The organism is Burkholderia sp. JKS000303 (assembly GCF_002563755.1).
Lineage (GTDB): Bacteria > Pseudomonadota > Gammaproteobacteria > Burkholderiales > Burkholderiaceae > Burkholderia > Burkholderia anthina_B.
Map to the genome: position 1 here is coordinate 933,355 of NZ_PDBZ01000001.1, position 15,775 is coordinate 949,129.

10 protein-coding genes are annotated in these 15,775 nt (G+C 66.3%); 3 read left to right on the forward strand and 7 right to left on the reverse strand.

The genetic code is table 11. The features are described from left to right. Positions 1–26 precede the first annotated feature (26 nt). Entirely contained in the window at positions 27–1,091 is a 1,065-nt protein-coding gene (gene pyrC, locus BX604_RS04450) for a dihydroorotase (RefSeq protein WP_098549749.1), read from the reverse strand. Between the two features lie 204 nt (positions 1,092–1,295). On the opposite strand from pyrC, the gene BX604_RS04455 reads away from it, so the two are divergent. Both BX604_RS04455 and BX604_RS04460 read left to right on the forward strand, forming a co-directional pair. Beyond that, positions 1,296–2,210, forward strand: coding sequence for a class II glutamine amidotransferase (locus BX604_RS04455; protein WP_179894782.1), 915 nt, complete (start codon positions 1,296–1,298; stop codon positions 2,208–2,210). 641 nt (positions 2,211–2,851) lie between these two features. Then, on the forward strand, positions 2,852–8,101 hold the full coding sequence (locus BX604_RS04460; RefSeq protein ID WP_098549751.1) for an autotransporter outer membrane beta-barrel domain-containing protein: 5,250 nt from the start codon (positions 2,852–2,854) through the stop codon (positions 8,099–8,101). Between the two features lie 90 nt (positions 8,102–8,191). Here BX604_RS04460 and BX604_RS04465 read toward each other — a convergent pair whose 3' ends face one another. The 6 genes from BX604_RS04465 to BX604_RS04490 all read right to left on the reverse strand — a co-directional run bounded on the left by BX604_RS04465 (position 8,192) and on the right by BX604_RS04490 (position 14,052). Then, a complete protein-coding gene (locus tag BX604_RS04465) occupies positions 8,192–8,917 on the reverse strand; it encodes an amino acid ABC transporter ATP-binding protein (protein ID WP_098549752.1) in 726 nt (241 codons plus the stop codon). After that, positions 8,914–9,591, reverse strand: a complete 678-nt coding sequence (gene gltK / locus BX604_RS04470) for a glutamate/aspartate ABC transporter permease GltK (protein ID WP_098549753.1) — start codon at positions 9,589–9,591, stop codon at positions 8,914–8,916. Before gltK ends, BX604_RS04465 begins: the two co-directional genes overlap by 4 nt. Next, positions 9,591–10,331 (reverse strand): amino acid ABC transporter permease, encoded by a 741-nt coding sequence (locus tag BX604_RS04475; RefSeq protein WP_096506356.1) that lies wholly within the window; start codon positions 10,329–10,331, stop codon positions 9,591–9,593. Before BX604_RS04475 ends, gltK begins: the two co-directional genes overlap by 1 nt. Before the next feature lie 84 nt (positions 10,332–10,415). Continuing rightward, on the reverse strand, positions 10,416–11,309 hold the full coding sequence (locus BX604_RS04480; RefSeq protein ID WP_175801969.1) for a glutamate/aspartate ABC transporter substrate-binding protein: 894 nt from the start codon (positions 11,307–11,309) through the stop codon (positions 10,416–10,418). A 241-nt stretch (positions 11,310–11,550) separates the two neighbouring features. After that, positions 11,551–12,837 (reverse strand): Glu/Leu/Phe/Val family dehydrogenase, encoded by a 1,287-nt coding sequence (locus tag BX604_RS04485; protein ID WP_098549755.1) that lies wholly within the window; start codon positions 12,835–12,837, stop codon positions 11,551–11,553. A 261-nt stretch (positions 12,838–13,098) separates the two neighbouring features. Beyond that, on the reverse strand, positions 13,099–14,052 hold the full coding sequence (locus BX604_RS04490) for a LysR substrate-binding domain-containing protein (protein ID WP_098549756.1): 954 nt from the start codon (positions 14,050–14,052) through the stop codon (positions 13,099–13,101). 287 nt (positions 14,053–14,339) lie between these two features. On the opposite strand from BX604_RS04490, the gene purB reads away from it, so the two are divergent. Further along, complete coding sequence (purB, locus tag BX604_RS04495; protein WP_098549757.1) at positions 14,340–15,728, forward strand: adenylosuccinate lyase; 1,389 nt, start codon at positions 14,340–14,342, stop codon at positions 15,726–15,728. Positions 15,729–15,775: the final 47 nt, after the last annotated feature.

Here is a 15,775-nt window from a genome sequence, read left to right on the forward strand (position 1 = left end):
GCCAGCCCCGCGCGGCGGCGCACCGCTCACGCAAACTTCCAGCCGATCGTTTCGCCGGCGCGCAACGGCACGACCGGCGTATCGCCCGCGAACACCTCGCGCGGCAGTTCCCAGTTCTCGCGACGCAGCGTGATCGTCTCGGTGCTGTGCGGCAACCCGTAGAAATCGGCACCGAAGCGGCTCGCGAAGTTTTCCAGCTTGTCGAGCGCGCCGGCCTGGTCGAACGCTTCCGCATACAGCTCGAGCGCGTGCAGCGCCGTGTAACAGCCTGCGCAGCCACACGCGGTTTCCTTCGCGTCGCGCGCATGCGGCGCACTGTCGGTGCCGAGGAAAAAGCGCGGGTTGCCCGACGTCGCGGCTTCGACGAGCGCGACGCGATGCGTCTCGCGCTTGAGCACCGGCAGACAGTAGTAATGCGGACGAATCCCGCCGACGAACAGCGCGTTGCGGCTGTACAGCATGTGCTGCGGCGTGATCGTCGCGCCGAGCAGGCCCGGCGCCGCATCGGCGTCGCGCACGTAGTCGGCCGCGTCCTTCGTCGTGATGTGTTCGAACACCACCTTCAGGCCGGGGAAATCGCGGCGCAGCGGCGTCATCACTCGGTCGATGAACACCTTCTCGCGATCGAACATGTCGATCGCCGGATCGGTCACCTCGCCGTGCACGAGCAGCGGCATGCCGGTTTCCTGCATCACTTCGAGCGTCTTCGCGCACTTCGCGAGATCGCTGACGCCGTGGTCCGAGTTCGTCGTCGCGCCGGCCGGATACAGCTTCACGCCGTGCACGAAGCCGCTGTCGCGCGCGCGGCGGATTTCGTCGGGCGCGGTGTTGTCGGTCAGGTACAGCGTCATCAGCGGCTCGAACGCCATGCCCGCCGGCAGCGCGGCCAGGATCCGCTCGCGATACGCGTGCGCGTGCTCGGTGGTCGTGACGGGCGGCTTCAGGTTCGGCATGACGATCGCACGCGCGAACTGGCGGGCGGTGTGCGGCAGCACCGCGGCCAGCATGTCGCCGTCGCGCAGGTGCAGGTGCAGGTCGTCGGGACGGGCGAGCGTGAGCGTCGCCGGGGAGGAAGCGTTCGAGGCAGTCATAGGAGGCGTCGTGAGGAACGGGCTGGCCATCTGCGGGGCCGGAACGCGCGTGCGCGGGCCGACTGACGGCAAACCGCAACACGAGGCCTTCGGCCGGCGGAATCCGCTTTTTACCGCTCCAGGCTCGGTGATATGCTAGAACCCGCATTGTACCGGGGTTCACCCGGTTCGTTACCCCGCTTCAGCCTCCCGCCCCCAAGTAAAATGTGCCAACTGCTAGGAATGAACTGCGCCGCACCGACGGACGTCACATTCTCCTTCACAGGTTTCGCGGCCCGGGGCGGGCTCACCGACCACCATGCCGACGGCTGGGGGATCGCGTTCTTCGAGGACAAGGCCTGCCGCCTGTTCATCGACCAGCAGGCGTCGGCCACCTCGCCGATCGCCGAAATGGTGAAGCGCTACCCGATCAAGTCCAAGAACACGATCGCGCACATCCGCAAGGCCACGCAGGGCCACATCCTGCTCGAGAACAGCCACCCGTTCATGCGCGAGCTGTGGGGGCGGCACTGGATCTTCGCGCATAACGGCGATTTGCAGGACTACGAACCCGACCTCGACGGCAGCGTCTACCACCCGGTCGGCACGACCGACAGCGAGAAGGCGTTTTGCGTGCTGATGCAGGGGCTGCGCGAAGCATTCCCCGGCGCGCAGCCGCCGCTGCCGGAGCTGTTCGAGCGCGTGGGCGAACTGACGCGCGGCATCACCGATCACGGCGTGTTCAACTTCCTGATGTCGAACGGCCAGGCGCTCTTCGCGCACTGCTCGACGCGGCTGCACTACCTCGTGCGCCGCTGGCCGTTCTCGACCGCGCACCTCGTCGACGAAGACCTGTCGATCGACTTCGCGAAATACACGACGCCGGAAGATCGCGTCGCGGTGATCGCCACCCAGCCGCTGACCGATGACGAAATCTGGACGTCGTTCGAGCCGGGCGAGCTGATCATGTTCCAGTGCGGCGACGTCGCCGCGCGGATGCAGATCCCGGTGCCCGAGCGCGTGCTCGAGAAACTCCGCAATCCGGCGCTCGACGCGTCGGCGTCCGCGCCGTGCGCGGCGCGTCGCGAAGCGCTCGCGGCCGGCGCCACGGACGACGCCGACGACTCGATCGACTTCTGAACGGCGCGCTCGCGCCCTTCCCTGCTCCCTGCCCACTTTCCCCGCCGCCGCGCGACGCGATAGTCGCGTGCGCGGTTTTCCGCGCCTCGCATCCAGCCACGCGCGCCGCCACGAAAAATCGCGTCGCCTGACCGAGTCCTTTTCGGCTTTCGTGTCATCCAAACCACAATCCGGCGCGCCGAATCGGTTTTGCACAACATTCACTTGATTTAATAATTTTTCAAGCGAAAATAATCCATATGCGAAACAAATAGAGTGCAGTGGTTTCAGATAAATAATCCGGAAACCCCACCTTAACTCAAAAAAATTTCGCGATCAGTGCGTCAGATCACCGATCAGGCCATTGGTGCAAAAACTGATAAAAATACACCAAACCCTTACCCACCAAGGCTTTCAGTTCGATTAACTACACAATTTAAAAATACACGGTTAAATCGGCATTATTGCCACATTCCTTATTTTTTTGATAATCACCCGCCATTTCGATTAGTAGACTCCGTCCATCCTCGGCGTAACGGATCACGACTGGCGCGAAATCGGCAATGGCCGCCGCACGCCCGTCCGGGCCATTTTTCGACCGCGGAATGCGCTTTCACCGCAGCGCGGTGAATATCACTTAAAAAAAGAAAGAGAGGCATGTCGTGAATCACTCATTTCGATCGATATGGAGCGAAACCGCCGGCTGCTGGATCGCGGTTGGGGAAACCGCACGGGCGCGCGGCAAGCGTTCAGGCAGCACATCGGGCACCTGTCGCGGCACCGGCCGCGCGGCAACCCGTCGCTCGCCGCTGCGCCTGGCCGCGCTCGGGGCCGCGCTGGCCGCGCTGTCGGCCGGCTCCGCGTACGCGTCGACCTGCGGCAACAATTCGACGGTCGCAAGCGGCGGCAACTGCACGCTCGACAGCTTCAGCCCGACCGTGAACAGCAACCTGGTCGGCGCCACGACGGTGTCGGGCGGCGACACGGTCGGCGTGAGCGGCGCCTGGACGGGCGCCGGCGGCGACCCCGGCTATACGCTTGCGCCGATCGGCAGCACGTCGATAGTGTCGGGCGACCCGAACCAGGCGCTGCTGTCGCTCGGCGGCAAGACGCAGAGCGTCAGCACGCCCGACTCGATCACGGGCACCCATACGTCGGTCGCGACCTACGACTCGTCCGCGTTCTCCGCGTCGACGGTCGGCACCACCAACGTGCCCGTCTACCACGACGTGAACGGCAACCAGTACGTGAACACGCGCATCGGCACCGTCGAAAGCTCCGGCGGTACGCTGAACGTATCCATCGGCAATCCGGCGAACGCGCCCGACGCGCCGGGCAACGCGATCTCGATCGCGCCGAAGCAGACGGACCTGACCTTCGCGGACGGCACCGGCACAACGCCCAGCGTCGTCAACTGGAACTCGCGCAACCAGATCTGGATGGGCACCGGCGACTATCTCGCGAGCGGCGGCCCCGTCGGCAACCTCCAGCTCGACGTGCCGGCCTATGCCGGCACCTTCACCGCGTTCGACGGCAGCACGTGGACCGTCACCGACGCCGCCTCGCTCGCCGCGTACAACGACTTCCTCGTACGCTCGGTCCAGAGCGGCGCGCTCGGTTCGCAGACCGCCTACGACACCGCGTTCGGCCAGGCCGTCACGTTCTCGCAGGAAACCTTCCAGTACGCGAACAACGTATCGGCCGGCGACAAGAACGCGCTGCCGATCGACCACCTGTCGGTGATGCACGGCACCGGCGCGAACGCGACGCTGCACATCGACAAGGACGGCCAGATCGACTTCCGCGGCACCAACACGATCGCATCCAGTTCGGCCGTCCTCGCGGAAAACGGCGCGCACTTCATCAACGACGGCCGCCTGTCGGGCGACTTCACGCTGGTGCGCCTGCTGAGCGGCGCGAGCGGCGTCAACAACGGCGTGATTTCGTCCGGATACGCGTCGGGCGAGAACGTCGACACCAGCAGCAGCACGCCGCCCGACAACTTCGGCTTCCACGCGTACACGGAAGGCAACGGCGTGTACGCGAGCGGCGCGGGCACCACGTTCGTGAACAACGGCGTGATGAACGTCGGCGCGTGGTCGCTCGACGGCGACCAGCCCGACCTGCAGAACTACGCGGTGGCCGTGACGAACGGCGCGAGCGCATCGAACGCGGGCACGATCAACGTCGGCGTGAACGCGACGACGCTCGACAGCCAGGTGATCGGCGGTTTCGCGGCCGGCGGCACCTTCACGAACGAGGCCGGCGGCACGATCTATCTCGGCCGCGCGGCGCAGTACGATCCCGCCGCCGCCGCGCGCGATGTCGCGTTGTCCGCGCACGGGTATGGCATCCTGCTCGGCGCATCGGGCACCGCGAGCAACCTCGGCACGATCGTCATCGGCTCGCAGACGCAAAACGGCGCGGGGATGGCGAGCATCGGCTCGTCGTCGGGCACGCTGCTCAACGCGGGCGCGATCGCCGTGAACGGCGCGGCGCCCGGCACGCCGCTCGCGAACGTCGGCATGCTCGCGGCGAACACCGCGGCGAGCGTGACGAACACCGGCACGATCACGCTGAACGGCGTCAACGGCATCGGCATCATGGTGGTCGGCACCGGCTCGGTCGCGACGGCGGCCACGTCGACCGGCACGATCAACGTCGCCGGCGCGCTCGATCCGGCATCGGACATGCGCAACTACGGCGTGTGGGCCGAAGGGCCGCTCGCCAAGGCCACGCTCGACGGCACGCTCAACCTGACCGGGAACGGTGCGATCGGCGTCCATGCGCGCTCGGGCGCGACGATCGACGTCGGCGCGAACGCGGTGCCCCATTTCATGTCGGGCACGAACCAGATCGGCTTCTACGCATATGGCGCGGGCTCGAACATCAACGTCGCCGCGCAGCGCCTGAGCGTCGATACCGACGACTCGACGCTGTTCCGGATCGCGGGCGGCGCCGCCTATACGGGCTCGTCGGCCGCCGGCACGCTGACGACCGACGTGAACGGCCAGCGCGCACGCGGCGTGCTGGCGACGGGCGCCGGCACCACGCTCGCGACCGGCGACGCCGTCTACAACGTCAACGGCGCGAACGGCATCGCGGTGACGCTCGAAGGCGGCGCACAGGGCACGATCGACGCGGGCGCGACGATCAACCTGAATGCGGGCGGCGCGATCGCGGGCGTCGTCGACGGCCAGGCGCACGACCTTACCGGCGCGAACGTCGATGCGCCGGTGGCGACGACGCTGACCAACGACGCGGCCGTCACGTCGTCGACGGCCGGCGTGACGGGCTTCGTCGCACAGAATCTCGGCACGCTCGAGAACCACAACACGGTGCTGTTGACCGGCGCCGGCTCGACGGGTGTCGTGGTCGGCACGCTCGGCACGGTGAACAACGGCTCGACGATTCGCGTATCGGACGGCACCGGCGCGCTCGTGCAGGGTGCGTCGGCGACGCTGACCAACGCCGGCACGATCGAAGCGGACGACGGCGTCGCGGGCGTGCACCTGACCGGCGCGGGCGCATCGGTCGCGCTGTCGGGCGCGGGCACCGTCGTCGCGAACGGCAGCGCCGACGGCGTGCTGATCGACTCGAGCGTGTCGGACGGCGGCATCGCGGCCGGCGCGACGTCGATCGCGGTGGGCGGCTCCGGCAAGGGCATCGACAACCTCGGCACCCGTTCGACGATCGTGTTGTCGGGCACGCAGATCGGCACGACCGGCAACGGCGCCGACGGGTTGTCGTCGACCGGCACGGGCGCGCGCATCGCGACCGATGCGGCGAGCGTCATCCGCACCGCCGGCGACGCCGCACGCGGCGTCTTCGTGTCGGGCGCGGATTCGACGCTCGCGGCCACCGGCACGACTGTCGCGACGATGGGTGCCGGCGCGCCCGCGATCGTCGCGGACACCGGCGCGACCGTGCTGCTGTCGGGCGCGAAGCTCTCCACGACGGGCGCGGCAGCCGATGGCCTGGTCGCGCAGAACGGCGGCCGCATCGGCGATACGGGTTCGTCGATCGCGAGCACGGCCGGCAACGGCGCGACCGTCGACGGCGGCGGCGTGCTCGCGCTCACCGGCACGACGCTCAAGGGCGCGACGGCCGGCGTGCTGAGCACCGATACGCTCGCCACCGGCGCAACGAGCTCGGTGCTCGTCGACGGCGGCAGCGTAGCCTCGGTCGCCGGGCCGGCGTTCGCCGCACGCGGCGGCACGGTCGACATCGCGGTGCGCAACGGCACGGTCGTGACGGCCGGCAACGGCACGCTGCTCGATCTCGCGAACGGCAGCAACGCGACCTTCAGCGCGGCGGCCGTGAACCTGACCGGCGACATCGTGTCCGACGCGTCGAGCACCGGCAACGTGTTCCTGACGAACGGCACGACGCTGACCGGCAAGATCGACCCGGTCGCGCTGAGCGTCGACCCCACCAGCACGTGGCACATGACCGACAGCTCGGTGCTGAGCAGCCTGAACAACGCGGGCCTGGTCGCATTCGCCGCGCCGTCCGGCGCGCCGACGGTGGCGGGCAGCTACCGGACGCTGACGACCGGCAGCTACGTCGGCAACGGCGGCACGATCGCGCTGAACACCTACCTCGGCGCCGACCACTCGCCGACCGACCAGCTGATCGTGAACGGCGGCGCCGCGAGCGGCACGACGGGCCTGAAGATCGCGAACACGGCCGGCAGCGGCGCGCAGACGCAGGGCGACGGGATTCAGGTGGTCGCCACGGCCAACGGCGGCACGACCGCTGCGTCGGCGTTCCATCTCGCGGGCCCGGTGCAGGCCGGCGCGTACGAATACCGGCTCTATCGCGGCGGGCAAAGCGACGCGAACGGCTGGTACCTGCGCTCGCAGCTCGATCCGACCGACCCGACCGATCCCGGCGACCCGGTCGATCCGAGCGGCACGGGCAACGGCAACGGCGGCAATCTCGCCTATCGTCCGGGTGTCGCGGGCTATGCGATGACGCCGCTGCTGAACGTCGACTACGGCTTCTCGACGCTCGGCAGACTGCACGAACGCGTCGGCGACATCTACAACCTCGAGAAGCAGGCGCCCGGCAACCGCGACGGCGTATGGGGCCGCATCGGCGGGCAGAGCCTCGATGCGAACGCGGGCCGCTTCGCGGCGGACGAACGCACGTTCTTCGCGCAGTTCGGCAAGGACTGGACGCTCGACCAGGCGAGCGCCGGCGGCAGCACGCACGCGGGCGTGACGGCGAGCATCGGCATCGCGAACGCGAGCTTCAGCGACATGGCGCGCGCCGATACGCAGGGCCTGTCGACGTCGACGGGCTCGGTCGAAATGCACGCACAGAGCATCGGCGGCTACTGGACGCGCTATCTGTCCGACGGCACGTACTTCGACAGCGTCGGCCAGGTGACGCACTACGGCAACCGCTACCGCGACAGCTACGGCAACGAGGCGTCGCAGAACGGCTTCGGCGTCGCGCTGTCGCAGGAAGTCGGCAAGCCGTTCGGGATCGGCGGCACGCCGATCGCCGTCGAGCCGCAGGCGCAGCTGATGTACCAGTACCTGAAGCTCAACGGGTTCAACGACAACGTGTCGGCCGTGTCGGGCACGACGACCAACGCGCTGCGCGGGCGCGTCGGCGTGCGCATCTTCCGGCCGAACCTCGACGCGAACGCGGGCGGCGGCGCCGCGACGCCGTACTTCACGGCCGACGTGCTGCACGACTTCCTGTCGCCGGGCCAGACCGTCGTCGGCGGCACGCCGTTCGCGACGCACCTGGGCCGCACGTGGTACGAGCTCGGCATCGGCGTGACCGCGGGCTTCGGCAAGTCGGGCGAGCTGTACGCGAACGCGAAGTACGCGCGCAACATCGGCGGCGATTACCGGCGCGGGATCACCGGCCAGGTCGGCTACCGCTACAGCTGGTAACGACCGACGGGCAACCGTCGAAAAAAAACCGCCTGGCGATTGGCCAGGCGGTTTTTTCATTGGCGCGCACCCGGCGCGCGTTGCGAACGCTCAGTGCAGGATCTTCGCGAGGAAGTCCTTCGCGCGCTCCGACTTCGGATTCGAGAAGAAATCGTCCTTGCGGTCGTCCTCGACGATGGCGCCCTTGTCCATGAAGATCACGCGATGGGCGACCTTCTTCGCGAAGCCCATTTCGTGCGTGACGACCATCATCGTCATCCCTTCCTGCGCGAGTTCGACCATCACGTCGAGCACTTCGTTGATCATCTCGGGATCGAGCGCGGACGTCGGTTCGTCGAACAGCATCGCGATCGGGTCCATCGACAGCGCGCGCGCAATCGCGACCCGCTGCTGCTGGCCGCCCGACAACTGGCCCGGAAACTTGTGCGCATGCGCCTTCAGGCCGACGCGATCGAGCAGCTTCATGCCCTTGTCGTTCGCCTCGTCCTTGCCGCGGCCGAGCACCTTGATCTGCGCGAGCGTCAGGTTCTCGGTGATCGACAGGTGCGGGAACAGCTCGAAATGCTGAAACACCATCCCGACCTTCGAGCGCAGCTTCGACAGGTTCGTCTTCTTGTCGCCGACCGACTGGCCGTTCACGAGGATCTCGCCTTGCTGGAACGGCTCGAGGCCATTCACGGTCTTGATCAGCGTCGACTTGCCCGACCCCGACGGACCGCACACGACGACCACCTCGCCTTTCTTGACCTCGGTCGTGCATTCGGTAAGGACCTGAAACTGGCCATACCACTTCGAAACGTTCTTGATGGAAATCATCTGGTGACCTTTTTCTGGAGACCCTTGACGAGAACAGACGCCAACGAGCAAATCACGAAATAGCATGCGCCCGCGAACAGGACCATCTCGACGGTCGTACCGTCGCGATCGCCGATGTTGGCGGCCGTGCGGAAGAAGTCCGCGAGACTGATCACGTACACGAGCGACGTATCCTGGAACAGGACGATCGCCTGCGTGAGCAGCAGCGGCACCATCGCGCGGAACGCCTGCGGCAGGATCACGAGGCGCATGGCCTGCGCGTAGTTCATGCCAAGCGCGAACGCGGCGTGCACCTGTCCGCGCGGCACCGCCTGGATGCCGGCACGGATGATCTCGGAATAATACGCGGCTTCGAACAGCGAGAACGCGACCATCGCCGATGCGAGGCGGATATCGATCGTCGGCGACAACCCGAGCACGCCCTGCAGCAGCTGCGGCACGATCAGGAAGAACCACAGCAGCACCATCACGAGCGGGATCGAGCGGAACACCGTCACGTACGCTTTCGCGAACCACGCGAGCGGCTTCACGCCGGACAGCCGCATCAGCGCCAGCAGCGTGCCCCACACGATGCCGACGACGATCGCGATCAGCGTGATCTTGAACGTGACGATCGCACCCGACCACAGCGTCGGTATCGCGCCGGGAATACTACTCCAGTCGAACTGATGCATCACTTGCCTCCGATGTAGCCGGGCAGCCGCGTGCGGCCTTCGATCCAGCGCATGAACGCCATCACCACGAGGTTGATGAGCACGTACGCGAGCGTGACCGCGATGAACGACTCGTAGGTCTGCGCGGTGTAGTCGACAAGCTGGCGCGCCTGCGCGGACAGATCGAGCAGGCCGATCGTCGACGCGACCGCCGAGTTCTTGAAGATGTTGAGGAACTCCGACGTGAGCGGCGGCACGATGATCCGGTACGCAACCGGCAGCAGCACGTAGCGATACGTCTGCCATTGCGTGAAGCCCATCGCGAGGCCGGCCGCGCGCTGCCCCTTCGGCAGCGCGTTGATGCCCGAGCGCACCTGTTCGCACACCCGCGCGCCCGTGAACAGGCCGAGACAGATGATCGACGCGGTAAAGAACTGCGTGGTCGGCGGCAACTGCTTGATCCAGGTGCCGATCGACGCAGGCAGCAGCTCGGGTATCACGAGATACCAGACGAAGAACTGCACGATCAGCGGAATGTTCCGGAAGATCGACACGTACACGGTGCCGATCGCGGCGAGCCATTTGTTCGGCACCGTGCGCAGCACGCCGAACAGCGACCCGACGATCAGCGCGATGACCCAGGCGGCGAGCGACACCTCGATCGTCACCCAGAAGCCGGACATCAGCCATCCGAAATAAGTCGTCGGCTCGCCGGTCGAGACGGGGCTCAGGAAGATGCCCCAGTTCCAGTGGTAAGACATGGGCAAGACTCCAGCAAAAAGAAACGGAAGAAGCATGGCCTCTTCCGTTTCAGTAGCGTCATTTCTGCATCAACGACCGCGTGGTCAGTCGAGCGCCTTGTCGTTCGGGTTCGCGTACAGCTTCTTCATCGAATCGGACAGCGGGAAGTTCAGGTTCAGCCCCTTCGGCGGAATCGGGCTTTCGAACCACTTCGTGTAGATCTTCGCGGCTTCGCCCGACTTCTCGACTTGCGAGATCGCGTCGTCGACGACCTTCTTGAAGTCGGCATCGCCCTTGCGCATCATGCAGCCGTATGCCTCTTCCGATTGCGGCGTGCCGACGATCACCCACTCGCCCGGCTGCTTCGCCTTCGCGCGCTCGCCCGCGAGCAGCGCGTCGTCCATCATGAACGCGACCGCGCGGCCCGATTCCAGCGTGTTGAACGAATCGCCGTGATCCTTCGCGCTGATGATGTTCATGCCCATCTGCTTCTCGTTGTTCATCTTGCGCAGCAGGCGCTCGGACGTCGTGCCGGCGGTGGTCACGACCGTCTTGCCCTTCAGGTCCGCGAAGTCCTTGATGCCCGAATCCTTCTTCGTCATCAGGCGCGTGCCGATCACGAAGATCGTGTCGGAGAACGCCGCTTGCTGCTGACGCTCGGCGTTGTTGGTGGTCGAGCCGCACTCGATGTCGACCGTGCCGTTCTGCACGAGCGGGATGCGGTTCTGCGACGTGATCGGGATGTTCTTGACCTGCAGGTTCGGCAGGTTCAGCTTCTTCTTCACCGCGTCCACGACCTTCATCTGGAATTCGCGCGAATAGCCGACGACCTGCTGGTTCTGGTCATAGTAAGAGAACGGGATCGACGATTCGCGGTGCCCCAGCGCGATTACGCCCGTGTCCTTGATCTTCTTCAGCGTGCCGGTCTCCTGTGCATGCGCGCCGCTCGCGAACGCGCACAGCGCCGCGACCATCAGGACTGCCTTGTGGTATTTCATTTTGGTCATCTCCTTGGCTAAAACCCGCGCCAGTGTATCAAAGTAATATTTTTGAAAGAACTGGTTGTTTACCGCACTACGAATCGCCCTGTGCGAAGCCGTCCTCCCGGCTTCGGGCGCCCCGAATGCGCGCGCGGGCGGTGCCGGATTCGGCACCGCCCGCGAGGGCTCATGCACGCAATCGGGTGGATTGCGTCATGCATTGATCGTAGTCAACCGATCGACGATCGGCAATGACGGATCAGGGATACAGGCCGCGCATTTCGCGCGCCATCAGGATGCGCTTGCACGCGACGATGAACGCCGCCGTACGCACGGTCACCTTGTGCTCTTCCGAAACCGCCCACACGCCGGCGAACGCTTCGCGCATCACGCGTTCGAGACGGTGGTTGATCTCGTCTTCCGTCCAGAAGAAGCTCGAGAAATCCTGCACCCATTCGAAGTACGACACGGTCACGCCACCCGCATTCGCGATCACGTCCGGGATCACGAGCACGCCGTTCGCGCTCAGGATGTCGTCGGCCGCCGTCGTCGTCGGGCCGTTTGCGCCTTCGACGATGATCTTCGTGCGGATCTTCGCTGCGTTCTTCTCGGTGATCTGGTTTTCCAGTGCCGCCGGGATCAGGATGTCGGTTTCGACGGTCCAGAATTCTTCGTTGGCCATCGGCTCGGCGCCTTCGAAGCCCGCGACGCCGCCCGTACGTGCCACGTGGTCGAGCAGCTTGTTCGAATCAAGGCCGGCCGGCTGGTAGATCGTGCCCGTGTGATCCTGCACCGCGATCACCTTCGAACCCGCTTCCTGGAACAGCTTCGCCGCGATGCCGCCGACGTTGCCGAAGCCCTGCACCGCAATGCGTGCGCCTTCGATTTCGAGGCCCTTCTTCTTCGCCGCTTCGCAGCCGACGACGAACACGCCGCGGCCCGTTGCTTCCTTGCGGCCGAGCGAACCGCCGAGCGCGATCGGCTTGCCGGTCACGACGCCGGTCGACGTCTGGCCCTGGTTCATCGAGTACGTGTCCATCATCCACGCCATCACCTGTTCGTTGGTGTTGACGTCCGGCGCCGGAATGTCGGTGTTCGGGCCGATGATGATGCCGATTTCGCTGGTGTAGCGGCGCGTCACGCGCTCGAGTTCACCGCGCGACAGCTTGCGCGGGTCGACGCGGATGCCGCCCTTCGCACCGCCGTACGGCACGTTCACGGCCGCGTTCTTCACCGACATCCACGCGGACAGTGCCATCACTTCCGACAGCGTCACATCCTGGTGGTAGCGCACGCCGCCCTTGCCCGGACCGCGCGACACGTTGTGCTGCACGCGATAGCCTTCGAAGTGCGCGACGGTGCCGTTGTCGAGCTCGATCGGGCAGTCGACGATCAGGATGCGCTTCGGACGCTTCAGCGTTTCAAGCCAGCGCGACAGCGAGCCGAGATACGGCGCGACGCGATCGACCTGCTGAAGATAGTTGCCCCACGGGCCGAGATCGTCGGCGTGAAGGTAGGACGGGATGGACTGCAGTTGCGAAGACATGGACGCTCCAACGTTCAACGGATTGCGCACATTGTCGAAAAACCCGTTTTTTTTATCCAATGCCGTTTGCTTATTCGATTATGCGTTTCTTGCATGATCGCGATTTTTCGCAAATCTGCGGTCGATTTGCGCAAGAACGCACGCGATCGGTCGTGCATCGCGTGCGTGAAAAATCATTCCGGAAATCCGTGGGGGGCCCACCGGACAGGCGTCCGACAGGTGTCGCAAGGTGGTCGTCAGCGAATCTGCGACCGGTTGCGGTCAATCCGTCGTTTCGCGCAGCTCGTCGCGCACGACTTCCCACAGCGCGCGCACGAGCTTCTGCCGCGGATCGTCGCCCTGCAGCGCGAGCTTGTCGCAGTAGAGCCGGATCTCCATCGTCAGCGTGAACGGATGCGTGCCACCGCGCGCGGAGCGGTCGAGCCGGATCAGGCGGCCGCCGGCCACCGCGTCCTCGACCGCGCTGTGCGGCAGGAACGCGACGCCGTGACCGGCGAGCGCCATCGCCTTCAGCCCTTCGGCCATGTCGGTTTCGTACACGCGATCGAGGAACAGCGACGTCGGTGCGTTCGCCACGATGACTTCGGTCATCCGGCCGAGGTACGCGTTCGGCGTATACGACAGGTACGGCACGCGCGCCTCGGCCGTGCCCGGCAGCGTGTAGCGCGGCCGGCCCGCGCGGCCCGGCGCGGAGAACGCGCTGATCGGCTCCGCGCCGAGCACCAGCATGTCGTAGCGGGCCGGGTCGAGCGCGACCGGGTGGCTCGGGTGGTGATAGCCCATCACCAGGTCGCAGCCGCCCTCGACGAGCGACAGCACCGCGTCGTGCACGTTCAGCGCGCGCAGCCGCGTGTGAACCTGCCCCATCTTCGCCTCGATCCGCTGCAGCCAGCGCGGGAAATACGTGAGCGACAGCGTGTGCGGCACCGCGAACTCGATGGTCGGCACCGGCGCGCCGACGTGGCCGCGCAGCAGCGTGCGCGCCTCGTGTGCCTGCGACAGCATCGTCAGCGCCTGCTCGTAGAAGATCTGGCCGGCCTGCGTGAGCCGCGTCGGATAGACGGAACGATCGATCAGTTCGGTCGCGAGCCACGCCTCGAGCGCCTGGATGCGCCGCGAGAACGCAGGCTGCGACACGTGCCGCAGTTCGGCGGACCGGCTAAAGCTGCGCGTTTCCGCGAGCGAGACGAAGTCTTCGAGCCATTTCAGTTCCATGCAGGCGGGCGCGGCAGCGGCGGTCGGGTAGAAGCCTGCATTCTACCGGCGGGCGGGCCCGGCCGACGGTGTTGTCCAGGGTTCGCTGCCCGCCGCCGCGCGGCCCGGCGACGCGGTTCGCCTGCCCCGCCGGGACGTCGTTCGGGCGCTGCCCACGGCCCGCCGGGGTGTCGAGCGCCCGTCGCGGCGGCGGCCGGCGCCGTTCGGCCGGGCTCGACCCGCGCCAATGGTAAAATGCCGGATTCTCCTCCCCCTCGTTCGCCCCGGCCCCAAGGCCCCGCCCGATCATGTCCGACACTCGTCCCGATACGCTTTTCGCCCTCACCGCGCTCTCGCCCATTGACGGCCGCTACGCCAGCAAGACCGAAGCGCTGCGCGACTGGCTCTCCGAAGCCGCTTTCATGCGCCACCGCGTCACCGTCGAGGTGCACTGGCTGATCGCGCTGTCGCGCGCCGGCTTCGCGGAAGTCCCGCGCTTCTCCGAAGCGTCCGAACAATTCCTGCTGCAGCTCGCCGAGCGCTTCACCGCGCACGACGCCGCGCGCATCAAGGAAATCGAGCGCGTGACGAACCACGACGTGAAGGCCGTCGAATACTGGCTGAAGGAATCGGTGAAGGGTCAGGCCGAACTCGAGAAGGCCAGCGAATTCATCCACTTCGCGTGCACGTCCGAAGACATCAACAACACGTCGCACGGGATGATGCTCGCCGGCGCGCGGGAGCACGTGATCGTGCCGGCGCTGCGCACGGTGTACCAGCGCCTCGTCGCGCTGTCGCACGCGCTGGCCGAACAGCCGATGCTGTCGCGCACGCACGGCCAGCCTGCCAGCCCGACGACGCTCGGCAAGGAACTCGCGAACGTCGCCGCGCGCCTCGCGCGCGCGATCACGCGCATCGAGAAGGTCGAGATCCTCGGCAAGATGAACGGCGCGGTCGGCAACTTCAACGCGCATCTCTCCGCGTATCCGGAATTCGACTGGGAAGCGTTCTCGCGCGACGTGATCGAAAACCGCCTGAAGCTCACGTTCAACCCGTACACGATCCAGATCGAGCCGCACGACTACATGGCCGAGCTGTTCGACGCGGTCGCCCGCGCGAACACGATCCTGCTCGACCTCGACCGCGACGTGTGGGGCTACATCTCGGTCGGCTACTTCAAGCAGAAGACGAAGGCCGGCGAAATCGGCTCGTCGACGATGCCGCACAAGGTCAACCCGATCGACTTCGAGAACTCGGAAGGCAACCTCGGCCTCGCGAACGCGACGCTGCGCCACCTCGCCGACAAGCTGCCGGTGTCGCGCTGGCAGCGTGACCTGACCGACTCGACGGTGCTGCGCAACATGGGCGTCGCGCTCGGCTACTCGCTGCTCGCGTACGACTCGCTGATCCGCGGCCTCGACAAGCTCGAAGTGAACCCGCAGCGCCTGAACGACGATCTCGACAACTGCTGGGAAGTGCTCGCGGAGCCGGTGCAGACGGTGATGCGCCGCTACGGCATCGAGAACCCGTACGAGCAGCTGAAGGAACTGACGCGCGGCAAGGGCATCACGCGCGAAGCGCTGCAGGAATTCGTCGGCACGCTGGCGATCCCGCAGGACGCGAAGGACCGCCTGCTCGCGATGACGCCTGCGTCGTACATCGGCAAGGCCGTCGAACTCGCGAAGCGGATCGCGTAAGCGCCGCCGTCGCCGGACGGAAAAAAGCCCGATGCGATCGCTCGCAT

Coding starts and splice junctions, on each gene's coding strand:
- pyrC (WP_098549749.1), bottom strand. CDS start 1,091: ATGACTGCCTCGAACGCTTCCTCCCCGGCGACGCTCACGCTCGCCCGT.
- BX604_RS04455 (WP_179894782.1), top strand. CDS start 1,296: ATGTGCCAACTGCTAGGAATGAACTGCGCCGCACCGACGGACGTCACA.
- BX604_RS04465 (WP_098549752.1), bottom strand. CDS start 8,917: ATGATTTCCATCAAGAACGTTTCGAAGTGGTATGGCCAGTTTCAGGTC.
- gltK (WP_098549753.1), bottom strand. CDS start 9,591: ATGCATCAGTTCGACTGGAGTAGTATTCCCGGCGCGATACCGACGCTG.
- BX604_RS04475 (WP_096506356.1), bottom strand. CDS start 10,331: ATGTCTTACCACTGGAACTGGGGCATCTTCCTGAGCCCCGTCTCGACC.
- BX604_RS04480 (WP_175801969.1), bottom strand. CDS start 11,309: ATGAAATACCACAAGGCAGTCCTGATGGTCGCGGCGCTGTGCGCGTTC.
- BX604_RS04485 (WP_098549755.1), bottom strand. CDS start 12,837: ATGTCTTCGCAACTGCAGTCCATCCCGTCCTACCTTCACGCCGACGAT.
- BX604_RS04490 (WP_098549756.1), bottom strand. CDS start 14,052: ATGGAACTGAAATGGCTCGAAGACTTCGTCTCGCTCGCGGAAACGCGC.
- purB (WP_098549757.1), top strand. CDS start 14,340: ATGTCCGACACTCGTCCCGATACGCTTTTCGCCCTCACCGCGCTCTCG.